A 22297-nucleotide genomic window follows, 5' to 3' on the forward strand; every position below is an offset into this window, starting at 1 on the left:
GGCAGCATGACTGCGCTACTGCGGTCGACTTGCTTTACTTGACTCAGACGGCCCCGTTACCGAAGTCCTGACCCTAGCGGCCGGTTGCCCGACAGCGGCGTCTGTTGCAGCCGCCGACATTGACAGACAAAGGCAAGGGGCCTCGCGGTGCGGGCCCCTTCCTGTTTTTTTCGGTTTTCTCCGGCCGACCGGCCTTCTCGTCCTGATGAAACCGTTATCGCAACTTCGCCTTGAGCGACGCGTCCGGGAAGCAAGTCGCGGCAAGACCGCTTTTTGCTTGCCAGTCGCCGAGCGAGCGACGCGTCTTATAGCCGGGAAGACCATCGACCTTGCCGACATCGTAGCCCTTGGCGACCAGCGCCTTCTGCATCTTCAGAACGTCCGAGCGCAGCATGTTGCCGACATCGCCCCAGGCACCGCGGAATGCGCCGCCGCCGGTTGCGATCCGGTCGGCGAGGTTGCCGATGAACAGCGCGTAGAGATCGGAGTTGTTGTATTCCTTCAGCACGTAGAAATTCGGCGTGACAATGAACTCTGGCCCGTGCCTTCCGGCCGGAACCAGCATCATCGACGACGCGGACAGTTCCTGTGACGGGAAGGCTTTGCCTGAGATCCTGACGATGCCCTTGTTTGCCCAATCCGACAGCGGCCGGGCGAGGTCGGGGCCCTCCTGGGCGCAGGAAACGCTGTCGGGAATGGTGACTTCGAAGCCCCAGTCGCGGCCGCGCTGCCAGCCCTTCTTGACGAGATAGTTGGCGATCGACGCCAGGCTGTCGGGCACCGAGTTCCAGATGTCGCGGCGACCGTCACCGTCGAAATCAACAGCATATTGCAGGAAGCTCGACGGCATGAACTGCGGCTGGCCCATGGCGCCGGCCCAGGAGCCGCGCATCGCCGCTTCGTCGACATCGCCGCTGTCGAGAATGTGCAGCGCCGCGATCAGCTCGCGGCGAAAGAGATCCGGCCGCGTCGACATGAAAGCCTTGGTCGCCAGCACATCGACCACCGGATAGGGGATCTTGGCGCGGCCGAAGCCGGATTCGCGGCCCCAGATCGCCACGATCACCGAGCCAGGCACCCCATAAGTGCGCTCGATCTTCTTCAGGGTCGATGCGTGGGTGGCGGCAAGGCTTCGGCCGGTCGCCGCCAGACCCTGCAGGCGCTTTTCGGAAAAATAGCTGCCGGGCGAGGAAAACTCCGCCTGGCTCTGCTTCTGTTCCTTCGGCTTGGGGAAGCCGGGCGGCGCCAGGTCCGGGAGGTCCCAGTTGAGTTTCACGTCGGCGAAAGCGGCCTTGAACGAACCGGCGGAAATGCCCGCCTTCTGCGCTTCCGGCCAGAGATCGTTCTGAAGCCAGGCACGGAACTGGGCCTCGACATCCGCCTTCGTCGCGGCATGTGCGAGCCCGAACCAGCCACAGAACAGCAAGGTCGAAAGTGCCAGAAGTCTCAGCATAAGGCTTCCCTATCGGTTGGATCGCGGCGTTCGCAAATCGGTTCAGATCGATGTACGGGCGCGAAGGGCGGCGGCGAGCGTGCCCTCGTCGAGATAGTCGAGTTCGCCGCCAACAGGCACGCCATGGGCGAGCCGGGTGATCTTCACCTCCATGCCCTCGAGCTGGTCGGTGATGTAATGGGCGGTCGTCTGACCCTCGACGGTGGCGTTGACGGCGATAATCAGTTCGCGCACCCCGCCATTGGCGACGCGCTGCACCAGCCCCTTGATGTTGAGATCGTCAGGACCGACGCCGTCGAGCGGCGAGAGCGTGCCGCCGAGCACGTGATAGGCGGCGTTCATCGCGCCGGCGCGCTCCAGCGCCCAGAGATCGGACACATCCTCGACGACGATGATCACCGACTGGTCGCGGCGCTCGTCGGAACAGACGGTGCAGGGATCGATCGTATCGACATTGCCGCAGCAGGAGCAGATCCTGACCTTGCGGTGTGCTTCCCCCATCGCATCGGCGAGCGGGCCCAGCAACTGGTCCTTCTTCTTGACGAGATGGAGCGCTGCCCGCCGTGCAGACCGCGGCCCGAGCCCCGGGACTTTCGCCAGGAGCTGGATGAGTTTTTCGATTTCTGGGCCAGTGACTCGTTTTGCCATGCCGCGCTTTTAGCTCATCTCGACCGCAAACGGAATCGTCTTCGCACAGCAGGCGCAGCCGCCTCAGGCGATCCCAAACGAATCGACGTGCATTCGCGCGAAGCACAATTTATTGTTGACGGCAGATGGAGGCTACGATGAGCGATACGCCTTTCCGCTACGCCAAACCGACAGAGGAATGCGACCTGATCATGAAGGGCGGCATTACTTCGGGCGTCGTCTTCCCTCGCGCCGTCACCGGCCTCGCGACGCGGTACCGCTTCATGCATATCGGCGGCACGTCGGCCGGCGCCATCGCCGCCGTCATGACGGCCGCCGCCGAGTATCGACGTCAGAGTGCGGAGACGCCGGAAGACAAGAGTGCGGGGTTCGCCCTGATCGACGCCATGCCGAAGGAGCTTGCCGCCAATCTGCCGACCTTCTTCCAGCCTTCACCGGCAACGACACCGCTGTTTCGCCTGGGCATGGCGATGGTGCGCGCCAGGAAAAGCAAGGTGGCAGCGGCGAGCCTCGAAGCCATAAGGGTCTTTCACGTTCCACTGCTGCTCGCCGCCCTTCCCGGCCTCGCGATGCTGGCCGCGGCGGGCGCGGCAGGCGGCGTGGCACTTGGTTTTCTCGGATTGCTCGTGGCGCTGATCGCCATGGCGGTAATGCTCGCCTACCAACTCTATCGGGCAATCGCCGTCACCCTGCCGGCCCATGACTTCGGGCTCTGCAGCGGCCTCACGCAGCCGGGCATGGGCAAACCGGCCTTCACCAACTGGATCTCCGAACGGATCGAAGCGATTGCCGGGCCCGTGCGTCCGAATGGCGAAGCGCGGCCACTGACGATCGGCGATCTCGAGGCGTACGACATCACGCTGAAAAGCGTCACGACCGACCTTTCCTCTCGGCGGCCCTACGAATTGCCCTTCGGCGACCGGGTGCACAATTACCGCAAGTCTGAATTCGAGAAGCTGTTTCCGCCGTCAGTGATGGCTTACCTGATCAGGGAGAGCAAACCACGTGACCTCGTCGGACCGGACGGGATCAAGGACTTCTACCAGTTGCCGCCGGCGGCCAAGCTACCGGTGGCGATCATCGCCCGCATGAGCCTGAGCTTTCCTGGACTGATCCGGGCCGTGCCGCTCTACCGCTATGACTATTCGCTGAAGGCGGCGGCCCGGCGCGATCCTTCGACCCATATCCGCTGCCTGTTTTCCGACGGCGGCATCACCAGCAACTTTCCGATCCATCTGTTCGACGGGTTGCTGCCCGGCCGGCCGACCTTCGGCATCTCTCTTGCAAGTTATGATCCACGGCGCCACGGCGAAGACGAGGATGGCTCAGGCGGAAGCCGCGTTCATCTTCCGCGGCGTACCGCAGAAGGAAAGGCGACGCCGGTCTATCCGGTCGAGGGCCTGCTCGGCTTCGTCGGCGCCATCCTCGACACCGCGCGCAACTGGCAGGACACGCTGCAGAGCCAATTGCATGGCTACAGCGAGCGCATCGTCGAAGTCCGGCTGAACGACGCCAAGGAAGGCGGCCTCAACCTCGACATGGATGCGGATACGGTGAACTTCCTCAGCATGCTCGGCGACCGGGCCGGCGACGTCGTGCTCAGGGATTTCGACTTCAATGAACACCGCTGGCGCCGGGCGATGACGATGCTGCCGACGCTTTCGGAGCAGTTGCGCAAACTCTTCAACAGGTACCGGGAACCGGCGAAGGATCACACCATCGACTATCCGGCGATTCTCACCGAATACCACCCGAGCGGCCTTGTGGGTGTCTCGCGGACCGATCGCCTGGCGCTGAACGACTTCACCGCAAAGCTTGCGGCGATCGGCGCGGAACTCGACCAGCGTCCCATTCCGTCGGTTTCAAGCCAGAAGGTGGACCTCAGGATCACGGCGGCGATGGACACCAATCCACGCGGGGCCAACCCACCGCGGCCGGAGCCGCCGCAAGCGCCCAATATTTGAGACGGGATCTGCCCGGCGTTTGCGCCCCTATCCCGCCTCGCGTCATGGCATGGATCAGCACGGGGGATGGATCAGAACGGCAGCTTCATGCCGGGCGGGATCGGCAGGCCTGCGGTCAACTCGCGGGTCTTTTCCGCCTGGACGGCCTCGGCCTTGTCCTTGGCGTCCTTGTGGGCGGCGACGATCAGGTCTTCGAGGATTTCGACATCGTCTTCCTTAAAGAGCGAGGGGTCAATCTTCAGGCTCTTGAGGTTGCCCTTGCCGTCGAGACGGACGGTGACGAGACCACCGCCGGAGGCACCGTCGACTTCGAGTGCGGCGATCTCCGCCTGCATCTTCTCCATCTTGGCCTGCATTTCCTTGACCTTGCCCATCATCCCCATGATGTCGCGCATCGTCGTCTCCTGTTCTTAACTGTCTGCTGCTCGATGACCTTATTCGATATCGTCGCCGGGGACGATATCACCATCGGCGGATTCGGCTGTGGCCGGAGCCTGGCTCTCGACCTCTTCTTCAACGGCGCGGATGCGCACGTCGGTGATCTTGGCGCCTGGGAAACGGGCAAGAATGGCGGCAACGTCCGGGTCCTGACGCGCGTCGTTGACGCGCTGCTCCTGCGCCCGCTGTTCGGCCTCGATCAACGTCGGCTCACCGGCTTCGCGGCTGTAGCTCACGATCCAGTGGATGCCGGTCCATTCCTTGAGCTTGACCGCGATTTCGCCGAGAAGGGTCTTCGGCGCGTCGTCGGAGACGTTGACGTCGAGACGACCCGGCTCGATATGCACCAGCCGCAGGAAGCCGCGAACCAGCGTCTTCAGCTTGATGTCGCGGTTCTTGGCACAGAGCTCGGCGATATCGGCGATCGAATTGACCGGCATGGACGGCTGCGGCTTGGCAGCCACGGCTACAGCCGGCCGCTCCTCGATGCGACCGGCGGCCATCGGCTGTGGTGCGGCATCCGGCACCGCGCGCAGCATGGTTGCGCCGTTGCTCGTCGGCCGCTGGACCGGCATTGCCTGGGTCGCCTGCGCCAAAATCGATCCCGATCCCGAAGCCTGCGCCCCGCCGCCGTTGCCGCCGGCCGGTCCCGGACGGGCGCCGCCGCCCTCATTGCCGGATAGTTCGAGCAAGCGCCGTGCGGCCTCTTCCGGCGCCGGCAGATGTGCCGCATGCGCCAGCCGGATCAGCACCATTTCGGCTGCCCCGGCCGGACGCGACGAACTTTCGGCCTCCGGAATGCCCTTCAGCAGCATCTGCCAGATGCGCGAGAGTGCGGTCACCGCGACGCTCTCGGCGAAGACGGCGCCACGGGTGCGCTCGATCTCGCTCAAAGACTGGTCGTTGACCGCCTCGGGCACATATTTCATGCGGGTGACGAGATGGGTGAAATCGGCAAGATCGGTCAGCACGACCGTCGGATTGGCGCCGGCTTCGTACTGTGCAGTGAACTCCTGCAGCGCCGCGGCGACGTCACCTTTGACGACATGGTCGAAGAGATCGACGATGCGGGCGCGGTCGGCAAGGCCGAGCATCGAACGGACGGTTTCAACCTCGACCGTGCCGCCGCCATGGGCGATCGCCTGGTCGAGCAGCGACAGGCCGTCGCGCGCCGAGCCTTCGGCAGCACGGGCAACCATCGCCAGCGCTTCGGGATCAAAGGAAACGCCTTCCTTGCCAAGGATCATCGAAAACAGGCCGACGAGATCGGATGCACTGATGCGGCGCAGGTCGAAGCGCTGGCAGCGCGACAGCACCGTGATCGGCACTTTCCGGATTTCGGTGGTGGCGAAGATGAACTTCACGTGCTCCGGCGGCTCTTCGAGCGTCTTCAACAGGCCATTGAAGGCCTGGGTCGAGAGCATGTGCACTTCGTCGATGATGTAGACCTTGTAGCGCGCCGATACCGGTCGGTAGCGCACCTGCTCGATGATCTCGCGGATATCGTCGATGCCGGTATGCGAGGCAGCGTCCATCTCGATCACGTCGACATGGCGGCCGTCCATGATGGCCTGGCAATGCTCGCCGGGAACGCGCAGGTCGATCGTCGGCCTGTCGATATCCGGTGTCTTGTAATTCAGCGCACGGGCGAGAATGCGGGCGGTGGTGGTCTTGCCGACCCCGCGCACCCCGGTCAGCATGTAGGCCTGGGCGATGCGGCCGGTCTCGAACGCGTTGGTGAGCGTGCGCACCATCGGTTCCTGGCCGACCATCAGGTCGGAGAAGTCCTTGGGGCGGTACTTGCGCGCCAGAACGCGGTAGGCGGCCGGTTTCTCAACGGATGAAATGGACGTGTCGTCGCTCATCGACCCTGCCGCTGTTCGAACTCTTGTCCCGACAGGACGGAGAAGGTGGGAGGCTGGCACGATGACCCGTGCCGGGGCTCGTTAGGGCTGCTTCCTTCCGGACCTGACCCGGTTGGCGAGTGGCTCGTCCACCACCAACCTCCCGGCTTCCATATCGGCAATATCGAAAGCAAATGCAAGCCAAGCCATCAAAAAACTGATATCGATATGCAAAACAAGGCGAATCTCTTGCCATTGCCCGAGGAGAACCCGTTGGCGCCCTTCACCCTCGACGAGCGGCTCGAACGTGACGGCATCCCGATTGCCTCGATCGGGCTGTGCCAGATGCGGCTGATGAACGACCGCCGCTGGCCCTGGCTCGTGCTCATTCCCCAACGTGAAGGCATCTCCGAGGTTTTCGACCTGACGCCGCTCGATCAGACGATGCTGACCTTCGAGACGAACATGGCCGCCGCCGCGCTGAAGAAGGTGACCGGCGCCGAGAAGATCAATGTCGGCGCGCTGGGCAATATCGTCCGGCAGCTTCACGTGCATATCATCGCCCGCAGCGACGGCGACCCGAACTGGCCTGGGCCGGTCTGGGGCTTCGGCAAGTCGGAGCCGTGGGATGAGAATGAACATCGGGACTTTGCAGCGCGCATTCTGGAAAACCTCTGAACATGACGAAATCCATCTTTGACCTTCGTAGTCCGCATCCGGAGCCGAGCACGCTCGTCGCCTTTTCCGAAAACCATCTGGACCGCCAGTCCGAACATCGCGCCGATGACTGCATCGAGCGGGCGCTCAAACATCCGGGTGCGCATTTCCTGGCGTTTTCCGGGCCGAAGCTGATCGTCAAGCACGACGAGAAGATCATCGACCCGCTGTTTGCCCCTTACGAACTCGACGGGCTGGAACCGGTACTCGACGAAACGATCCTGCTTGGCTACCTGCCGAACGGCGAGCCGCGGCTTGCCGTGCCGACGGGGCTCACCGAAGAGACGATCACCGAGCCCTTCAAGATCGCCGACGGTCGCACGCTCTATCGCCAGCAGATGCTGCCCGAGGAACTGCTCGGCCAGTTCGCACAGGCATCGAGCCTGATTACCTGGAACGCGAACAACCGCTTCTGCGGCCGCTGCGCCGGCCCGATGGAGGGCACGGCCGGCGGCTATCGCCGCGTCTGCACCGCCTGCGGCCACATGGTCTTCCCACGCACCGATCCGGTCGTCATCATGATGACGATCGATCTCGACCGCGATCTCTGCCTGCTTGGCCGCAGCCCGCATTTCGCGCCAGGCATGTATTCCTGTCTCGCCGGTTTCGTCGAGCCAGGCGAAACCATCGAAAGCGCGGTGCGCCGAGAAACGCATGAGGAGTCCGGTATCCATGTCGGCCGGGTGCGCTACCACGCGTCACAGCCCTGGCCGATGCCGCACACGCTGATGATCGGCTGCTATGCCGAGGCGAAATCGACCACCATCAAGCGCGACGAGCAGGAGCTGGAGGACGTTCGCTGGTTCACGCGTGAGGAAACGATCGCGATGCTCGAACGCTCGACCGGCGTTGCCAACACCGGCGACGAGCATATTCCGCCGCCAAAGGGCGCGATTGCGCACCAGCTGATGCGCGACTGGCTCGCGTGGGGCGAACGGGCGTGATGGAATCAGGACGGCGATAGGAGGAGTTCGGTTTGTCCCGCTCCGAACGGCTGCTCGATCTTCTGCAGGTGCTCCGGCGCTATCGCCAGCCGGTGAGCGGCCAGAAGCTGGCGGAAGAAACCGGCGTCAGCCTCAGAACGCTCTACCGCGACATCGCCAGCCTCCAGGCCCAGGGCGCCCATATCGAGGGTGAACCGGGGCTCGGCTATGTGCTCAAACCCGGCTTCATGCTGCCGCCGATGATGTTCTCTGCTGAGGAGATCGAGGCATTGGTGCTCGGCTCGCGCTGGGTTTCCAAGCGGACCGACGACGATCTTGCGGGGGCGGCGGCAAACGCCCTTGCCAAGATCGCTGCGGTGCTGCCGGCCGAGCTTCGCGAGGAACTCGACAGTTCGACCCTGCTCGTCGGCCCGAGCCCGCCGGCCACAAACGGTATCGACATTGCAGCGCTCAGGCGCGCGATCCGCAGCGAGCGCAAGGTGGAACTCGACTACGTCGACAATGATGGCACCCCAACGCAGCGCACCATCTGGCCTTTTGCGCTCGGCTTCTTCGAGAATGTCCGCATGGTCATGGCCTGGTGCGAGCTCCGCCTGGACTTCCGGCATTTTCGCGCCGACCGCATGCAGCGGATGACCGTGACCGAAGCGCGGTATCCCCGCCGCCGCCAGGTGCTGATGAAGGATTGGCGCGCCAGCCAGAACATGACAGCGTCCAGCCGCCAGAAGGTCGGCTCCTGAGACGCGCCGTGTCATGCTGACAGGAATTGGCAGCAACCGCGCCTAGCCTGCAACTCCCGCAACAAGGAGGAACAGCATGGCCAAGGCAAATCTCATCGTTCTCTACGTCAAGGACCCGCTGGCAAGCGTGGCGTTCTATCGCAATACTCGAACAGCAGCCGCAGGTCGAATACCAGACCTTCTCATCCTTCGAACTGCCCGGGGGCTTCACGCTCGGGCTCTGGGCCGAACACACGGTCGCGCCGGAGCCGACAGCGTCGGGCCATCGATCGGAGCTGGCATTCATGGTGGAGGATGAGGGCGCGGTGCGCGCGCACTATGAGGACTGGAAGGAAAAGGGCCTGCCGATTGCGCAGGAACTGGCCGAGATGGATTTCGGTCCGACTTTTGTCGCGCTCGATCCGGATGGTCACCGGCTGCGCGTCTGCCTTTACGATTCGTGACCGAGAGGGATACGCGGCGCGCATCCCGCCAGCTTAAAGCTTAGAGCGGCGGGATGCGCGAATGGTACTGATTAGCGGCCGTAAACGGCGGCCTGGATCTGCGAACGGGACAGACCGATGTCGCTCAGTGCATGATCGTCGAGAGCGTTCAGCTCGCGGATTGCACGGCGGGTCTTCGCATATTCCATGATCTTCTGACGGATCTTCATCTTTAACACTCCATACTTGAACGGGCGTTAAGTAGGCATTTGCCTAAAATTTGTGTACCGCCGCGATTGCAAACTAGGCATGCGCCAGACGCGTAGCCGGTTAACGAATTTTTGCCACTTTCTTCAGCGGCGGGCGTTCCGTTAAGCTGATGATTCTCATGGGCAATCGGGTCGAATAGCGATCCGGAGCGGACGCCGCACCACAATCAAAGATCTTAGCCAGGTGGAGAAGACTTGGATGCCGGAAAGCCACTGGGAGCCGATTGCGGGCTTTCAAAGTCCGTCTGAGTTCCAGCGCTTTGAGCGCTGGATGCCGATCAGGTAAGAGCGGGGATCGCCACAGAAGTCCCGGTGGTTGCCCCGTACTGGGGGACCACACTGCGCGAAAGATGGCATCGGCACGTTGCGTCCGAAGAAGTTTGGAGGCTTGTCTCACCCGACTTCCCCTTTCGAGGCATTTTCGAGCGAGACTGAGCCTGCCTTCAGAGAACGCCGCGCATCGGATGCGCCTTGTAGGTGCCGAGGATGCGGACCTTTTCGGAGAAGAAGCGAAGTTCGTCCATGGCGTGGCGCACACCGACATCGTCAGGATGTCCTTCGATATCGGCATAGAACTGGGTTGCCACGAACTTGCCGCCGAGCTGGTAGCTCTCGAGCTTCGTCATGTTGATGCCGTTGGTGGCGAACCCACCCATGGCCTTGTAGAGGGCGGCCGGGATGTTGCGGACATTGAAGACGAAGGTGGTGATGATCAGCTCATCGTCGGCCGCGCGCGACGCGCGGACTTCCTCGCGCGAAAGCACGACGAAGCGGGTGACGTTGCTTTCGGTGTCCTCGACGTTCTCGGCGATGATCTCGAGGCCGTAGAGATCGGCGGCAAGCCGCGGTGCGAGCGCCGCCATCGTGCGATCACCCTTTTCCGAGACGAGCTTGGCAGCACCGGCCGTGTCGCCGGCGACCACCGGCTTCCAGCCGTTGGAGCGGACGATCTTGCGGCACTGGCCGAGCGCGTGGATATGGCTGTGCACGGTGCGGATCTCGTCGCGGGTCACACCCGGCAGCACCATCAGCTGGAAGCGGATCGGCATGAAGTATTCACCGACGATGTGCAGCCGCGATTCGGGCAGCAGGTGGTGAATGTCAGCGACACGGCCGGCGATCGTGTTCTCGATCGGGATCATGGCGAGATCGGCGTCGCCGTTCTCGACCGCAACGAAGGCGTCCTCGAAGGTCTGGCAAGGCAGCGGCTCCATTGACGGGAACATGTCGCGGCAGGCCATGTCGGAATTGGCGCCATAGTCGCCCTGGAAGGAAATCCTGTTGGTCTTCACGGTCACGGTAGCGTCCTTCTCAGGCTCTTTCGGAATGGATACGGGCGGAAAGGATACGGCGGGCCTTTTCCAGCTCCACCGGCGTGTCGACGCCGAGCGGAACCGAATCGACGATCTCGGCATCGATGCGCATGCCGGCTTCGAGCGCGCGCAGCTGCTCCAGCGATTCGCGTCGTTCGAGCACGGAAGGCTGAAGCGAGACGAAGCGCTCGAGCGCCTTGCGGCGATAGGCGTAGAGACCGATGTGATGGTAGAGCGGACCCTCGCCATAGGGCGCGGTCGCGCGGGTAAAGTAAAGCGCGCGCAGTCGTGTCGCGCTGAGGGGCGAACCGACAACCTTGACGATGTTCGGATTGGTCTTCTCGCTCTCCTCGGAGATCGCCACCGTCAGCGTCGCGATATCGGTAGCCGCGTCTTCGAGCGGATTGAGTGCTGCGCGAATCGCGGTGGGCTCGACCGTCGGCAGGTCGCCCTGCACGTTGATGACGATCTCGGCCTCGCCGCTCGGGTCAGCCTTCTGCAGCGCTTCATAGATGCGGTCGGATCCGGACTGGTGGTCCATGCGGGTCATGATCGCTTCGAAGCCGGCGCCGCGCACGACGTCAAACACCTGCTGGTCGTCGACGGCGACAACGACGCGGCCGACATCCGCTTCCTGGGCCCGCCTGGCCACCTGGACGATCATCGGCAGGCCGCAAATATCGGCAAGCGGCTTTCCGGGCAGGCGTGTCGAAGCCATGCGCGCCGGAATGAGCACGATGGCTTTACCTGAATTTTCGCGATTCATGATCTGGCCTTCAAAAACCCCGCTGAAAGTGTCAATTAGTCTCAGTTAGGGGCCGATAATCACTGTTGCAACGCAGAGCCAAAAGACATAGGTTCCGCGCGATTTCAAGATAGGCCGGGTTTTTGTTTGCGCCGGTGGCAAAGGGAGCGTTTGCAGATGAATTCATATGTGAACATGGGCGTGGGTGCCTTTCTGGGGACGGTCTTCGTTCTGATGTCCGTGTCCATTGCATCGGAAGGCATTTTCCATTCCGAGGCTCCCGAGAAGGAAGGCTTCGCGATCGTCGCCGAAGAGGGTACGGCTGAAGCCGGCGCCGGTGGCAAGGAAGAAGCCGAAGTCGATATCAAGCCGCTGCTGCTCACGGCCGACGCCGCTGCCGGCGAAGCCGTCTTCAAGAAGTGCGCAAGCTGTCACACCGCCGACAAGGGCGGCGCAAACAAAGTTGGTCCGAACCTCTGGGGCCTCGTCAACCGTCCGATCGCCTCGCATGAGGGCTTCAGCTACTCGGCCGGCATGAAGACCTTTGCCGAAGGCGGCAAGGTCGTCTGGGACTATGACCACCTCAGCTTCTTCATCGAAGCACCGAAGAAGCACGTTCCGGGCACCGCCATGGGTTTTGCCGGCGTCAAGAAGCCGGACGAACGCGCCAACCTGATCGCCTGGCTGCGCGCGCAGGCCGATTCGCCGGCCGCACTTCCGGACGCTTCTGCCGGTTCTGCCGAAGCGGCCCCGGCTGCGGGCGCTGAAGGCGCGAAGCCCGCCGAAGGTCAGGCTGCACCGGCTGCCGAAACCAAGCCGGCTGAAGGCCAGGCCGCACCGGCCACGGAAGCCAAGCCTGCCGAAGGCCAGCCGGCACCGGCTCAATAAGTTCAGCGGTCCAAGAAAGACGCTTTCGCAAGGCCCGGCTCACGCCGGGCCTTTTCGTTTGTCCGGATCACCTGCATCTCAGCTACCGGGACCTGAAGCGCGCGCAGACGACGCCGAAAAGGACACGTTTCCCGGCGAAACACTTTCCCGAAATCCCGAACGATCAGACCAGCAGATAGGCCCAGATCGAAACGCTGACGACGCCGAGCGCGGTCGTCAGCGTAATGGTCGATGAGGCAAGCGCGTGGCCGACATTGAAGTGATTGGCAATCAGCCAGGCATTGACGCCGGTCGGAACGGCTGATGTCAGCACCAGCGCCGTCGTCCAGTTGTCGTTGAGGCCGAGCAGATGGCAACTGGCAAAGACGACGCCCGGCATGACGAGAAGCTTCAGCGCGCTGGTGAAGGTGGAAAGCCCGATATTGCCGGCAAGACCATATTTGTCGAGCGCCATGCCGATCGAGATGAGTGCCGCAGGTGCTGCCATCGACGCCAGCTGGTCGACGACGGTCTTGACCGGCCCGCCGAGCGGCTGGCCGAGCAGATGGAACGCGGCACCGCAGGCAAGGCCGATGACCAGCGGGTTGCGCACCAGATTGCGGGCAACCCCGGCAAGCAGTTGAAGCGGGCTTTGTCCCGGCTTGCCGCTTGTCCGTCGCTCGGCGCGCTCCATCAGAAGCGTGCCCGCGATCATCATGACCGGCAGATGCACCGAGAGCAGGATCGAAATCGCGACGATGCCTTCCTCGCCGACAATGCGCGACACCAGCGGCAGACCGATGAAGACGGTATTGGCGAAGGCCGAGGAGACGCCGGCGAGCACCCCCATGCGCGCATCGCGGCCGAAGATCAGCGTGGCCGCCAGATGGCCGACAGTCCAGGTTACGGCGACACCGGAGAAATAGGCAACCCAAAGCGGCCAGGGCGAACCGTCCTTGAAGTCAGCTTCGGCAATGGTGCGAAACAAGAGCACGGGCACCGCCACCCGGAAAACGAAATCCCCGAGCGCTTCGCCGACCGCCGGCTTCAGATAGCCTGACCGCACCAGCAGCCAGCCGGCCAGGATGAGGATGAAGATGGGCAGGACGTTCTGGAAGATGTCGGACATACGCGGGCCTTGGGACTGGACCTGACAGCAATAGCCGTGTTGGCGGCCGGCCCGCAAGCGTGCGGCAGGTGTTGGCGTGAAGGGAACCTTCGCTGACGGCAGGCGTTCCGAAAGAGCATGAGGAAAGCAGCCATGCCGACAGAGAAGCCCATTTACGCGCATCAGGACGATGATCCGCATCTCACCGACGATGCGCTGGCGGACAAGGTTCTGCGCTTCATTCAATATGCAGCGCTTGTCGATACCAGCGAAATCTCTGTCATGGCGATCGGCGGCATCGTCATCCTTTCCGGCCATGTCGCACAGGAAGCGGACATCGCCTGCGCCGGTGACGCCGCCGCCTCGGTCATAGGCGTTACGAGCGTCGAGAATAGACTGACCGTCAGGGCAGACGAGACGGGCTGATCCCGAGGGTCGTCATGACGGCGTCGGTGACGGCAAACGGCGCGCTTAGGGCATTCGATGCGATCGCCGGCACGGCCGTTGCGCTCTACTTCTCGATCCAGAGCCTGATCGTCAGCCTCGTCGGCACCGCCGCCGTGCTTTTGCTCGGCGGCGACACGGCCTGGCCTCTCGCCGGCTATTGCCTGACCATGGCGACGGTCACGGCTGCCGCCGCGCTGGCGCGGCTCAATCGGCGTGAAAGCCAGCTTGCCTAATATACGTCCCGGGAGCAGGACGCCCTGCTTCCGGGGATCGCCACACGGCAGACAGGTCGCTCGCATACCGCTCGCCAAACAAGGCCCTTGACCTCGCCCATGGGGCAGGCCCCAGACTTGCCCCATGACCGATTCATACTTTCTCGCCGGGCGCTTCGGCGCCGCCACACGACTGTCGCCAAAGGCCCTCAGGCTTTATGCCGAGCAGGGCCTGCTGGTTCCCGCCTATGTCGATCCGACGACCGGCTATCGCTATTACGCCGCAGAGCAGGCGGGCCGTGCGCGGCTGATCGCAAGGCTTCGGCGAATGGGCCTATCCATTGCCCGGATCGCGCGGCTGATCGAGCTTGAGCCCGACGTGCGCCTCGCCGAGTTGCGCGCGTGGCTCGAGGCGCAGACCAAACGGCTCGAGCAGCACAACGAGTTGGTGGAGGCGATCGCCCGACAATCGAATGGCGGGAGTGATCCGCTGGTCGCCGCGGTGCGGGTGCGAGACGTCGCGCCTTCGAAGATCGTCTATCGGCAGGGCCATGTGACCGTCGACGCGCTGGATGCCTTCACGGAAAGTACGGAAGCGGAGATCCGCACTTATCTCGCTGAGAGTGGCAAGCGTGACGGGGGACCGATGACGCTGCACTTCCACGAACCCGTCAATCACGACGGCAAGGGCCACATCGAGGTCGCGATCAGTTATGAAGGCAGCCTCGAACCATCGGGCGACCTGCGCATCCGGCTACAGCCGCCGGGACGCGAGGCGTTTTTGCCTGTGTTCGAAGCGTACGAAACCTTTCCGAGCGTGCTTCGCGTCTACGACGCGATCGAGGCTTGGTTCGAGCAAAGCGTCGATCTCAGTTGCTTCGGCAGTCCCTACGAAATCTACCCCGGCAGCGATGGCGCCCGCTTCGATGTCGCCTACCCCATCGTGACTTAGAACGACACGCTTCGCCCAAACCACGCACACTCTGGTCCAACGATCCAAGGATTCTTTCAATGCAGCACTTTCCCTATGTGGGTTCCGGCCCCTATTGTTATGCCAATTCCTTCGCCATGATGTTCGGCGATGAGGCACCCTCGACCGCCGTCATCGAGTTTGCCACCAGCAGTCCGTTTGGCATGCAGCTCATCGGCGGGACCTTGCCGTTTTTTGATCCCTATGGCTGGGATCCGGAGGCCGGATTCGACGGCGCGCTCAAGGCGCTCGGCTGGACATGTGAGGTCAGCAAGGGAGGGGATGCCGAAGACGCGCTTTCCCGCCTGCGCTCGACGCTGAAGGACGGCCCGGTCTGGGTCGGTCCGGTGGAGATGGGACATCTGCGACATCAGCCGGGCATGACCGGGCCGATCGAGGCCGACCACTATGTGGTGGTTCTTGCCCTTGATGACGAGCGCGTTCTCATGCACGACCCACAAGGCCATCCCTATGCCTGCCTGCCGACAGGCGACTTCATGACGGCATGGCAGGCAACGACACTCACCTACGGGGAGCCCTTCACGATGCGATCGGCATTTGCCCGCATCGCCGACGTCTCGGAAATCGATGCGATCAGGGCCTCCATACCGGCCGCAATCCACTGGCTGTCGATGGAAACGGACCGCCCCGTGCCCGAGGGCAGCCTCGGCAATGCCGACGCCGCCGAGGCCCTTGCCGCGCGTCTCGAGGGTGGCTGTGGCAAGAGCCTGCGCAGCCACCTCATTCACTTCGCCGTTCGCGTGGGCGCCCGCCGCGCCGCCGACGCCGCAACCTCGCTGACAGGCGCCGGCTTTCGCAAGGCCGCTGCGATTGCAGACGAGCAGGCCAGGCTTATCGGCGCGCTGCAGTATCCGCTGGTCGTTCGCAACGACAGGATGGCCGCCGAAACACTGCGCAGGCTTGCGCCGACTTACGATCGATTGCTCTCAGCACTGCACGCTGGAGGCTGAGACCTAGGCGATGAGGTCGGAGAAACTCTTCGGCCGCCCGGCCTTTGCGCCGCGCATCGCTTCATAGTGGAGGCCGACGACGCCGTTGTCGTAGCGTTCGGTGCCGATCAATTGCAGCTCGGTCTTTTCGCCGAGCCACTTGAACCACGGCTCGCCGGCCGAAACGACCGGATAGACGAAGAAGTGATAGCGATCGACCAATCCCAGCCCGATCACCGTCTGCGCCAGGCTGGCGCCGCCCGACAGATGAATGTCCGCTCCGGGCTCAGCCTTCAGCTCCGTCAGGTAGCGTCGTAGCGCCGCCTCATCGGGCACCACGGCCCGCTCGGCATTGTGCCAGGCGCTGATCGCCTGCGTGGCCGAACGGGAAAACACGATCTTGCGGTAATCGTGCATGCGTCTTGCCATCACGCGGTTGGTTTCGCCGTTCTCCTTATCCTCGAGGGCGGCCGGCCAGTAGCCAACCATCTCCTCATAGGTGGTGCGACCGACGAGCACGGTGTCGTAGCCGGCATAGAGCCGATCGATCGCCCGATACTGATCGTCGACGACCGTGCCCATCCAGGCGAGCGGATCGTCCAGCCGGCCATTGAGCGTCGTCATCATCTGCAGGACGATCTTGCGCATCGCCGCCTCCCTTAGTGCGTCTCCTCGACCAGCCGCGCGAGCTGTTCGGCGACCGTGCCCCAGCCGTCATGGAAACCCATTTCCTCGTGCAGATCGCGATCCGCCTTGCTCCTGTGCATGACATGGGCGGCATAGTGCGTGCCTGCTGCATGGTCGCTGAGGGTAATCACGGCCGTCATGAAGGCGTTGTCTGCCGGACGCCAGCCGGCCACCAGCGTGTCGGTGAAGACGATGCGCGAGAGATCGTCGACGGCGAGAAAACAGGCATTGAGATGCGGCACGAAGTCGCCGCCGTCTTCGCTGATCCTCGTCACCAAACCGCCGCCCGGTTTCAGATCCATCTCGACCACCTGGCATTTGGCCGGTGCTGGAACCCACCACTTCTCGAAACGTGCCCGATCGGTCCAGGCGCGCCAGACGGATGAACGCGGCGCCTTGATGATGCGCGCCATCGTCAGGTCGAGTTCGGGATTGGGCGAACGGGTCATGTCATTCCTCCTCGTTTTCCATCACGAATCGCTCAAGACGGTCAGCGCGTCCTTCCCAGACGGCGCGTTGCGCGGAAAGCCAGGTTTCCACCACGGCAAACTGCACCTTCTCGATGGCGCAGGTGCGGACCCGGCCCTGTTTGTGCGTGCGGATGAGCCCGCTGCCTTCCAGGAAGTGGATGTGCTTCATGAAGGACGGCAGCGCCATGTCGAAGGGCCTGTGAAGATCGCTGATGCTCGCCGGCCCGCCGCCGAGCCGCGCGAGCACGGCGCGGCGGGTGGGGTCGGCCAGCGCCTGAAAGATCGTGTCCAATCGGTCCGAATACTGTTCCATAAGGCTAAGTATCATAGGCATATACTTAGCGCAACAGCTAACTATCTAGGCCTGACTCTGCCGACGTTTTCAGCCAATTTGTCACAGCGGCCTTCGCTTGACCTCAACCATGGTTGAGCTTCGATAACCCCATCGGTTCAGCAACGAATGGGGCCGATATGAAGCGCGACGATCCAATTATGACAATAGCTGCAGATGCCTGTGACCGCCTCCCGGCACGGCGGCAGTGAGTAAGACATGCCCGGTATGATCGCCAACATCCTCGATGCACGCGCCTTCGCTATCCTTGCTCGTGTGCTGCTCACCCTCGTCTTCTGGTCGAGCGGACTCGCCAAGCTCTTCGAATTCGACGCCAATGCCGTGATGATGGAGGGCTTCGGTCTGTCGCCAGGTTGGCTCGTCAACACGGCGACCTTGATCCTTCAGATTGGTGCATCGCTGATGATCATCCTCAACCGCAGCGTCTGGCTTGCGTCCGGCGCGCTTGCCGAATTCACGGTGCTGACGATCCCGATCGCCCACCCGTTCTGGGCGAAGGACGGCGAGGAAGCTTTCCGCGACATGACCGTGGCGCTGGAGCACGTCTCAGAGATCGGTGGCCTCGCGCTCGTCGCCATCCTGTCGCGCAAGCACTGACGGCGCCGGCTCCGATCGTGTCGCGTGCGTGCAACGATGGATGGCTCATTGTCGACGCCGCGGGTAGCGGATATTCGAAGTCCCAAGGAAATACGTAGTAGGCGAGTGACGAAAATGCTGTGCAACGCACGTCGGGATGGACAGTGGAGTGATGGCGGACAGAGAGGGATTCGAACCCTCGATACGCTTTCACGTATACACGCGTTCCAGGCGTGCGCCTTCAACCACTCGGCCACCTGTCCATCCGTCAGCAGCCGACGGTCAATCCGGCTGGATGGGAAGGGCGAGGCCCTTCGTGTCGACCGGCGTGAACCGGCGGACGCGCGTCTATATACCGATGATTTGCCCGGGATCAACTGCTTTCTGACAGATTGTTGACATCTTGTGAAACGGAACAGTCCGCGGTCCCCATTGTGCGTGGCCGACGACGCGCCTATCTCTTGCGCCAGGACGCCTGTCGCGCTTTTCCCGGCCCATCCACCCGGCGGCAGCGCCCGGATTGACCCGCATAATTTCGCCGCGGGCCTTGTCCGAAGCCACTGCGATCGAAGATGATGCCGGCCGAATCCCGCGCCCTGCCGACAACGAGGTGCCAGCCAGTGAATGAAGGGAATGAAGACCGATGCGGTTTCTTTTGAGGCTGGCGAGTGCCGTGGTGCTGTTTGCCGCCGTGCTTGCCGGCGCTGTCGATGCCATCCAGTCGGTTGCCGCATCGGAGCTGGTCATGACCTCGCTTGGCGACGATTTGGAGGCCCTTGGCGCCGATACGGCAAGCTGGATCCAGTTCGCGCAGCGAAGCGATGCCGCGCCGACGATCTGGCACTCGATCCTGCATTGGATCCTGATGCAGCCGGCCTTTGCGGTCCTGGCCTTGCTGGCACTCGTGCTGTGGATGGCCGGATACAAGAAGCGACCGGCGGCGGGCCGATTCGCCGCGTAATTTTTGCGGCGCGGCTTTCGGCGCCGACGAAAGGGGTTTGGTGATGTTTCTGATCGACATGTTCAACAAGAAGACGGTCATGCCGGACGCGCAAACGGCACTGCGTGGCCGCGAGGAGGCGATCCCGACGGCCGAGACGCATTTCGTTTCCGGCCGGCCGCTGAAGGGCCCCTACCCCGACGGCACCAAGAAGATCCTGCTTGGCATGGGCTGCTTCTGGGGCGCCGAACGGCTGCTGTGGAAGATCCCCGGTGTCCACGTGACGGCCGCGGGATACTCCGGCGGATTGACGCCGAACCCGACCTATCAGGAGACGACCACTGGGCTCACCGGCCATGCCGAAGTGGTGCTCGTCGTCTATGATCCCAAAACGGTTCTGCTCTCAACCCTGCTCAAGACCTTCTTCGAGGAACACGACCCGACCCAGGGCATGCGCCAGGGCAACGATATCGGCACGACCTATCGCTCGGCGATCTACACTTATGACGACGTGCAGCTTGTGGAAGCCAAGGCGGCACGCAACGCCTTCCAGACGGCGCTCAAGCATTCAGGCCATGGCGGCAAGGTGACCACCGAGATCGCCAGTGCCGGACCGTTCTACTTTGCCGAAGACTACCACCAGCAATATCTCGCAAAGAACCCGAGCGGCTATTGCGGTCTGCGCGGCACCGGGGCGAGCTGCCCGATCGGCTCTTAGCCTCTTTCCGTGCCTGCGGAAGTTGTGCCCTAAGGCAACCTTGTTCGCCTTTGCCACAGCCGTGCCCGATCGCTACGGCGCCGGCTACCGATCTTAAAAGCGCAAGAGAACCGGTGCCTTACCGGCTCCGGCTGGTGTGACTGGTATTTTTACCATCTGAAAAATTTTGGGTGTTTTTTTGCCGTGACCGTGCAAGGATGCGCCACCCTAGCCCCAAGGAGAAGGGGGTGGGTTCCGCAGACAGGTTCCGTCAGGGGCCGGCGGGAGGACCCAATAAGATCAATAGCGACAACAGGGCTGCACGATGAAAAAAACCATTCTCGGTCTCTTTGCCTTTTCGATGATGTCCGCGACGGCTCTGGCCGCCGACATCAAGCCGGCGATCATCTACGATCTCGGCGGCAAGTTCGACAAATCCTTCAACGAGGCTGCCTATAACGGCGCCGAGAAGTTCAAGACGGAAACCGGCGTCGAATACCGCGAGTTCGAAATCGCCAACGACGCCCAGCGCGAACAGGCGCTGCGTCGCTTTGCCAGCGACGGCAACAGCCCGATCGTCATGGCCGGCTTCAACTGGGCGGCTTCGCTCGAAAAGATCGCGCCTGAGTATCCGGACATCAAGTTCGCGATCATCGACATGGTCGTCGAGAAGCCAAACGTCAAGTCGGTCGTCTTCAAGGAACAGGAAGGCTCCTACCTCGTCGGCGTTCTCGCCGGTCTCGCTTCCAAGTCGAAGACCGTCAGCTTCGTCGGCGGCATGGACGTTCCGCTGATCCACAAGTTCGCCTGTGGCTACGTCGGTGGCGCCAAGTCGACCGGTGCTGACGTCAAGGTTCTCGAAGCCTATACCGGCACCACGCCGGACGCCTGGAACGACCCGGTCAAGGGCGGCGAAATCGCCAAGTCGCAGATCGACCAGGGCTCGGATGTCGTCTACCACGCTGCCGGCGGCACCGGCGTCGGCGTTCTGCAAGCAGCAGCAGATGCCGGCAAGCTCGGCATCGGCGTTGACTCGAACCAGAACGGCCTGCAGCCGGGCAAGGTTCTGACCTCGATGCTGAAGCGCGTCGACGTTGCCGTCTACGACGCCTTCACCGCAGCCAAGAACGACAAGTTCGAGTTCGGCATCTCCAACCTCGGCCTCAAGGAAGATGGCGTTGGCTACGCGCTCGACGACAACAACAAGGCGCTGGTCACACCTGAAATGCTCGACGCAGTGGAAAAGGTGAAAGCCGAAATCATTGCCGGCAAGGTTCAGGTCCACGACTACATGAGCGACGAAGCCTGCCCCTACTAAGGCATAGCTTCAGGTAACAGAAAGGCCGTCGGTTCATCAGACCGGCGGCCTTTTTTTCGTTTGTGCGCCTGCACCAACAAGCTGCGGGTGGGAAACCGCGCCGTGGACTGCTCTGGCCCGGTTCAATAATGCGGCGGCCGGGTGATCGCCGGTGCGTCGAGCGACTGCTCCTCAAGGGTCAGGAACCGCTCCGTCAGGCGGTCGAGCTTGGCGCGCGTCTGCTCCACCACCTTCCATTGCTCGGCGAGCTGATCGGAAAGTTCCTCGATGATCTTGGCCTGGTGGGCCACCGTTTCCTCGAGATGGGTGATCCGTTCGTCCGTCCTGCTCATATCCTGAAACTCCGTCCTGCCACGCGCCAGCACATCAGCGCGACGCCTTGAGATCTTGCCGGCAGAAAAGCTACGGCCGGCCTCCTGTCAAGCAAGCGCCTCTCACGTCTTTGCCGCGGCACCACCTGCGAGCATGAATCCGGGGTCCTTCGCCGAGAGCCGCTTGTGCAGATGCACCATCAGGCCGGCGGCGAAAAGCGGGGTCAGCAGGTTGATGAAGGGCACCGCCAGGAAGGCCGCGAGCAAGAGGCCTGCAAGAAAGACGGTCGAACGATGCTTCGCCCGGAACAGCCGCGCTTCCGCCGGCGCGCGATAGCGCATGGCCGCAAACTCGAAAAATTCCCGCCCCAGCAGGTAGCCGTTGACGAGAAAGAAGGCGACGAGATTGACGCCCGGTACCAGCAGCAGAAACAGCGCGACCAGGTTGCCAAGGATCACGACGCCGAGAAACTTCAGCGAGCCGCTGATCGCCTCGGCGAGCGGCAAAGACCGGCCCGTCGGCTCGTTCGGGTAGTCCCGTGTCTCAATCACCTCGGCAACGTCGTCGAGGAAGAAGCCGGCGATCAGCGCGGTTACCGGCGCCAGCAGCAGCGCAAGCGCCAGTGCCAGGCCGAGACTTGCGAAGATGCCAAGCACGAAGGTCAGCCAGCCGGCCCAGGCGGGCGTACCCGGCATCAGCGTGTCGATCCACGGCAAGGCGAGCCAGATGAACAGTTCGCGCACCGCAAACCACAAGGCGACAAGCGCCAGCAAGGTCAGCCCCAGCACCTTCCAGAAGACCGAACGGGTGTCGGGCGCAAAAAGGTTGGCCAGCGAAAGCCGCGCTGCGTCCAGTATCATCGTCACTCTCCAGTGTCGGCCCAAGGCGCCGCGC

Annotated in this window: 26 protein-coding genes, 1 tRNA gene, 1 other RNA gene and 1 pseudogene; 14 read left to right on the forward strand and 15 right to left on the reverse strand. The window is 62.9% G+C overall.

The features are described 5' to 3' along the window. Window positions 1-214: 214 nt before the first annotated feature. Together MKZ91_RS24020 and recR are read right to left on the reverse strand one after the other, a co-directional pair. Window positions 215-1453 carry a lytic murein transglycosylase gene (locus tag MKZ91_RS24020; protein ID WP_336173546.1) on the reverse strand — a complete coding sequence of 413 codons (1239 nt, stop codon included), beginning with the start codon at window positions 1451-1453 and terminating at the stop codon, window positions 215-217. A 42-nt stretch (window positions 1454-1495) separates the two neighbouring features. Next, complete coding sequence (gene recR, locus MKZ91_RS24025) at window positions 1496-2101, reverse strand: recombination mediator RecR (protein WP_113538848.1); 606 nt, start codon at window positions 2099-2101, stop codon at window positions 1496-1498. Between the two features lie 137 nt (window positions 2102-2238). Here recR and MKZ91_RS24030 point away from each other — a divergent pair, with 137 nt between their 5' ends. Then, on the forward strand, window positions 2239-4065 hold the full coding sequence (locus MKZ91_RS24030) for a hypothetical protein (RefSeq protein WP_336173547.1): 1827 nt from the start codon (window positions 2239-2241) through the stop codon (window positions 4063-4065). A gap of 71 nt (window positions 4066-4136) precedes the next feature. On the opposite strand, the gene MKZ91_RS24035 is transcribed toward MKZ91_RS24030, so the two are convergent. The 3 genes from MKZ91_RS24035 to ffs form a co-directional block, all read right to left on the reverse strand. Continuing rightward, window positions 4137-4460, reverse strand: a complete 324-nt coding sequence (locus MKZ91_RS24035; RefSeq protein ID WP_065773867.1) for a YbaB/EbfC family nucleoid-associated protein — start codon at window positions 4458-4460, stop codon at window positions 4137-4139. 39 nt (window positions 4461-4499) lie between these two features. Further along, window positions 4500-6368, reverse strand: coding sequence for a DNA polymerase III subunit gamma/tau (locus MKZ91_RS24040; protein WP_336173548.1), 1869 nt, complete (start codon window positions 6366-6368; stop codon window positions 4500-4502). Between the two features lie 45 nt (window positions 6369-6413). Continuing rightward, window positions 6414-6511, reverse strand: an RNA gene (gene ffs / locus MKZ91_RS24045) — signal recognition particle sRNA small type. 64 nt (window positions 6512-6575) lie between these two features. Between ffs and MKZ91_RS24050 the strand changes: the two genes are divergently transcribed. The 4 genes and pseudogenes from MKZ91_RS24050 to MKZ91_RS24065 all read left to right on the forward strand — a co-directional run bounded on the left by MKZ91_RS24050 (window position 6576) and on the right by MKZ91_RS24065 (window position 9191). Beyond that, window positions 6576-7025 (forward strand): HIT family protein, encoded by a 450-nt coding sequence (locus tag MKZ91_RS24050; protein WP_336173549.1) that lies wholly within the window; start codon window positions 6576-6578, stop codon window positions 7023-7025. 2 nt (window positions 7026-7027) lie between these two features. Then, a complete protein-coding gene (gene nudC / locus MKZ91_RS24055) occupies window positions 7028-8008 on the forward strand; it encodes an NAD(+) diphosphatase (RefSeq protein WP_336173550.1) in 981 nt (326 codons plus the stop codon). A gap of 32 nt (window positions 8009-8040) precedes the next feature. After that, window positions 8041-8748 carry a helix-turn-helix transcriptional regulator gene (locus MKZ91_RS24060; protein ID WP_336173551.1) on the forward strand — a complete coding sequence of 236 codons (708 nt, stop codon included), beginning with the start codon at window positions 8041-8043 and terminating at the stop codon, window positions 8746-8748. A 76-nt stretch (window positions 8749-8824) separates the two neighbouring features. Then, window positions 8825-9191: pseudogene (locus MKZ91_RS24065) on the forward strand (VOC family protein). A gap of 71 nt (window positions 9192-9262) precedes the next feature. Here MKZ91_RS24065 and MKZ91_RS24070 read toward each other — a convergent pair. The 3 genes from MKZ91_RS24070 to MKZ91_RS24080 all read right to left on the reverse strand — a co-directional run bounded on the left by MKZ91_RS24070 (window position 9263) and on the right by MKZ91_RS24080 (window position 11518). Next, the gene (locus MKZ91_RS24070) at window positions 9263-9400 is read right to left on the reverse strand and encodes a DUF1127 domain-containing protein (RefSeq protein ID WP_064817013.1); all 138 of its coding nucleotides are present in this window, start codon (window positions 9398-9400) and stop codon (window positions 9263-9265) included. Window positions 9401-9882: 482 nt separating this feature from the next. Next, on the reverse strand, window positions 9883-10737 hold the full coding sequence (locus MKZ91_RS24075; RefSeq protein ID WP_336173552.1) for a prephenate dehydratase: 855 nt from the start codon (window positions 10735-10737) through the stop codon (window positions 9883-9885). Window positions 10738-10750: 13 nt separating this feature from the next. Beyond that, window positions 10751-11518, reverse strand: a complete 768-nt coding sequence (locus MKZ91_RS24080; RefSeq protein ID WP_336173553.1) for a 3-deoxy-manno-octulosonate cytidylyltransferase — start codon at window positions 11516-11518, stop codon at window positions 10751-10753. A 156-nt stretch (window positions 11519-11674) separates the two neighbouring features. Here MKZ91_RS24080 and MKZ91_RS24085 point away from each other — a divergent pair, with 156 nt between their 5' ends. Next, window positions 11675-12385: a c-type cytochrome gene (locus MKZ91_RS24085; RefSeq protein ID WP_336173554.1), complete on the forward strand. Its 711-nt coding sequence runs from the start codon at window positions 11675-11677 to the stop codon at window positions 12383-12385. Between the two features lie 163 nt (window positions 12386-12548). On the opposite strand, the gene MKZ91_RS24090 is transcribed toward MKZ91_RS24085, so the two are convergent. Beyond that, a complete protein-coding gene (locus tag MKZ91_RS24090) occupies window positions 12549-13493 on the reverse strand; it encodes an AEC family transporter (RefSeq protein ID WP_336173555.1) in 945 nt (314 codons plus the stop codon). A gap of 132 nt (window positions 13494-13625) precedes the next feature. On the opposite strand from MKZ91_RS24090, the gene MKZ91_RS24095 reads away from it, so the two are divergent. The 4 genes from MKZ91_RS24095 to MKZ91_RS24110 all read left to right on the forward strand — a co-directional run bounded on the left by MKZ91_RS24095 (window position 13626) and on the right by MKZ91_RS24110 (window position 16072). Then, on the forward strand, window positions 13626-13898 hold the full coding sequence (locus MKZ91_RS24095; protein ID WP_336173556.1) for a BON domain-containing protein: 273 nt from the start codon (window positions 13626-13628) through the stop codon (window positions 13896-13898). A 14-nt stretch (window positions 13899-13912) separates the two neighbouring features. After that, window positions 13913-14152, forward strand: a complete 240-nt coding sequence (locus MKZ91_RS24100) for a hypothetical protein (protein WP_442892339.1) — start codon at window positions 13913-13915, stop codon at window positions 14150-14152. A gap of 124 nt (window positions 14153-14276) precedes the next feature. Further along, window positions 14277-15083 carry a MerR family transcriptional regulator gene (locus MKZ91_RS24105; protein ID WP_336173557.1) on the forward strand — a complete coding sequence of 269 codons (807 nt, stop codon included), beginning with the start codon at window positions 14277-14279 and terminating at the stop codon, window positions 15081-15083. A gap of 59 nt (window positions 15084-15142) precedes the next feature. Continuing rightward, window positions 15143-16072: a hypothetical protein gene (locus MKZ91_RS24110; RefSeq protein WP_336173558.1), complete on the forward strand. Its 930-nt coding sequence runs from the start codon at window positions 15143-15145 to the stop codon at window positions 16070-16072. 3 nt (window positions 16073-16075) lie between these two features. On the opposite strand, the gene MKZ91_RS24115 is transcribed toward MKZ91_RS24110, so the two are convergent. From MKZ91_RS24115 to MKZ91_RS24125, 3 genes are read right to left on the reverse strand one after another with little or no spacing between them, the layout of a single operon-like run. After that, on the reverse strand, window positions 16076-16699 hold the full coding sequence (locus tag MKZ91_RS24115) for a dihydrofolate reductase family protein (protein WP_336173559.1): 624 nt from the start codon (window positions 16697-16699) through the stop codon (window positions 16076-16078). Window positions 16700-16710: 11 nt separating this feature from the next. After that, the gene (locus MKZ91_RS24120) at window positions 16711-17187 is read right to left on the reverse strand and encodes an SRPBCC family protein (RefSeq protein ID WP_336173560.1); all 477 of its coding nucleotides are present in this window, start codon (window positions 17185-17187) and stop codon (window positions 16711-16713) included. 1 nt (window position 17188) lies between these two features. After that, window positions 17189-17521, reverse strand: a complete 333-nt coding sequence (locus tag MKZ91_RS24125; protein WP_336173561.1) for an ArsR/SmtB family transcription factor — start codon at window positions 17519-17521, stop codon at window positions 17189-17191. A 237-nt stretch (window positions 17522-17758) separates the two neighbouring features. On the opposite strand from MKZ91_RS24125, the gene MKZ91_RS24130 reads away from it, so the two are divergent. Beyond that, window positions 17759-18157 (forward strand): DoxX family protein, encoded by a 399-nt coding sequence (locus MKZ91_RS24130; RefSeq protein WP_336173562.1) that lies wholly within the window; start codon window positions 17759-17761, stop codon window positions 18155-18157. 152 nt (window positions 18158-18309) lie between these two features. On the opposite strand, the gene MKZ91_RS24135 is transcribed toward MKZ91_RS24130, so the two are convergent. Beyond that, window positions 18310-18399, reverse strand: a tRNA-Ser gene (locus MKZ91_RS24135). 380 nt (window positions 18400-18779) lie between these two features. On the opposite strand from MKZ91_RS24135, the gene MKZ91_RS24140 reads away from it, so the two are divergent. The 3 genes from MKZ91_RS24140 (at window position 18780) to MKZ91_RS24150 (ending at window position 21091) form a co-directional block, all read left to right on the forward strand. Beyond that, window positions 18780-19097, forward strand: a complete 318-nt coding sequence (locus tag MKZ91_RS24140) for a hypothetical protein (protein ID WP_336173563.1) — start codon at window positions 18780-18782, stop codon at window positions 19095-19097. A gap of 43 nt (window positions 19098-19140) precedes the next feature. Continuing rightward, entirely contained in the window at window positions 19141-19794 is a 654-nt protein-coding gene (gene msrA / locus MKZ91_RS24145) for a peptide-methionine (S)-S-oxide reductase MsrA (protein ID WP_336173564.1), read from the forward strand. A gap of 304 nt (window positions 19795-20098) precedes the next feature. Continuing rightward, entirely contained in the window at window positions 20099-21091 is a 993-nt protein-coding gene (locus tag MKZ91_RS24150) for a BMP family lipoprotein (RefSeq protein ID WP_336173565.1), read from the forward strand. 122 nt (window positions 21092-21213) lie between these two features. Here MKZ91_RS24150 and MKZ91_RS24155 read toward each other — a convergent pair whose 3' ends face one another. After that, window positions 21214-21423: a SlyX family protein gene (locus MKZ91_RS24155; protein WP_336173566.1), complete on the reverse strand. Its 210-nt coding sequence runs from the start codon at window positions 21421-21423 to the stop codon at window positions 21214-21216. A gap of 102 nt (window positions 21424-21525) precedes the next feature. Beyond that, entirely contained in the window at window positions 21526-22263 is a 738-nt protein-coding gene (locus MKZ91_RS24160; protein WP_336173567.1) for a sulfate transporter family protein, read from the reverse strand. Window positions 22264-22297 lie beyond the last annotated feature (34 nt).

Source organism: Ensifer sp. MJa1 (genome assembly GCF_037026475.1).
Taxonomy (GTDB): domain Bacteria; phylum Pseudomonadota; class Alphaproteobacteria; order Rhizobiales; family Rhizobiaceae; genus Ensifer.

Excerpts from the sequence above, each read along its gene's own strand:
- MKZ91_RS24080 (WP_336173553.1), bottom strand. The coding sequence starts at position 11,518 with ATGAATCGCGAAAATTCAGGTAAAGCCATCGTGCTCATTCCGGCGCGC.
- MKZ91_RS24030 (WP_336173547.1), top strand. The coding sequence starts at position 2,239 with ATGAGCGATACGCCTTTCCGCTACGCCAAACCGACAGAGGAATGCGAC.
- MKZ91_RS24100 (WP_442892339.1), top strand. The coding sequence starts at position 13,913 with ATGACGGCGTCGGTGACGGCAAACGGCGCGCTTAGGGCATTCGATGCG.
- MKZ91_RS24090 (WP_336173555.1), bottom strand. The coding sequence starts at position 13,493 with ATGTCCGACATCTTCCAGAACGTCCTGCCCATCTTCATCCTCATCCTG.
- MKZ91_RS24105 (WP_336173557.1), top strand. The coding sequence starts at position 14,277 with ATGACCGATTCATACTTTCTCGCCGGGCGCTTCGGCGCCGCCACACGA.
- MKZ91_RS24115 (WP_336173559.1), bottom strand. The coding sequence starts at position 16,699 with ATGCGCAAGATCGTCCTGCAGATGATGACGACGCTCAATGGCCGGCTG.
- recR (WP_113538848.1), bottom strand. The coding sequence starts at position 2,101 with ATGGCAAAACGAGTCACTGGCCCAGAAATCGAAAAACTCATCCAGCTC.
- MKZ91_RS24095 (WP_336173556.1), top strand. The coding sequence starts at position 13,626 with ATGCCGACAGAGAAGCCCATTTACGCGCATCAGGACGATGATCCGCAT.
- msrA (WP_336173564.1), top strand. The coding sequence starts at position 19,141 with ATGTTTCTGATCGACATGTTCAACAAGAAGACGGTCATGCCGGACGCG.
- MKZ91_RS24020 (WP_336173546.1), bottom strand. The coding sequence starts at position 1,453 with ATGCTGAGACTTCTGGCACTTTCGACCTTGCTGTTCTGTGGCTGGTTC.
- MKZ91_RS24155 (WP_336173566.1), bottom strand. The coding sequence starts at position 21,423 with ATGAGCAGGACGGACGAACGGATCACCCATCTCGAGGAAACGGTGGCC.
- MKZ91_RS24125 (WP_336173561.1), bottom strand. The coding sequence starts at position 17,521 with ATGGAACAGTATTCGGACCGATTGGACACGATCTTTCAGGCGCTGGCC.
- MKZ91_RS24150 (WP_336173565.1), top strand. The coding sequence starts at position 20,099 with ATGAAAAAAACCATTCTCGGTCTCTTTGCCTTTTCGATGATGTCCGCG.
- MKZ91_RS24035 (WP_065773867.1), bottom strand. The coding sequence starts at position 4,460 with ATGCGCGACATCATGGGGATGATGGGCAAGGTCAAGGAAATGCAGGCC.
- MKZ91_RS24085 (WP_336173554.1), top strand. The coding sequence starts at position 11,675 with ATGAATTCATATGTGAACATGGGCGTGGGTGCCTTTCTGGGGACGGTC.
- MKZ91_RS24110 (WP_336173558.1), top strand. The coding sequence starts at position 15,143 with ATGCAGCACTTTCCCTATGTGGGTTCCGGCCCCTATTGTTATGCCAAT.
- nudC (WP_336173550.1), top strand. The coding sequence starts at position 7,028 with ATGACGAAATCCATCTTTGACCTTCGTAGTCCGCATCCGGAGCCGAGC.
- MKZ91_RS24040 (WP_336173548.1), bottom strand. The coding sequence starts at position 6,368 with ATGAGCGACGACACGTCCATTTCATCCGTTGAGAAACCGGCCGCCTAC.
- MKZ91_RS24070 (WP_064817013.1), bottom strand. The coding sequence starts at position 9,400 with ATGAAGATCCGTCAGAAGATCATGGAATATGCGAAGACCCGCCGTGCA.
- MKZ91_RS24120 (WP_336173560.1), bottom strand. The coding sequence starts at position 17,187 with ATGACCCGTTCGCCCAATCCCGAACTCGACCTGACGATGGCGCGCATC.
- MKZ91_RS24130 (WP_336173562.1), top strand. The coding sequence starts at position 17,759 with ATGCCCGGTATGATCGCCAACATCCTCGATGCACGCGCCTTCGCTATC.
- MKZ91_RS24160 (WP_336173567.1), bottom strand. The coding sequence starts at position 22,263 with ATGATACTGGACGCAGCGCGGCTTTCGCTGGCCAACCTTTTTGCGCCC.
- MKZ91_RS24140 (WP_336173563.1), top strand. The coding sequence starts at position 18,780 with ATGCGGTTTCTTTTGAGGCTGGCGAGTGCCGTGGTGCTGTTTGCCGCC.
- MKZ91_RS24050 (WP_336173549.1), top strand. The coding sequence starts at position 6,576 with ATGCAAAACAAGGCGAATCTCTTGCCATTGCCCGAGGAGAACCCGTTG.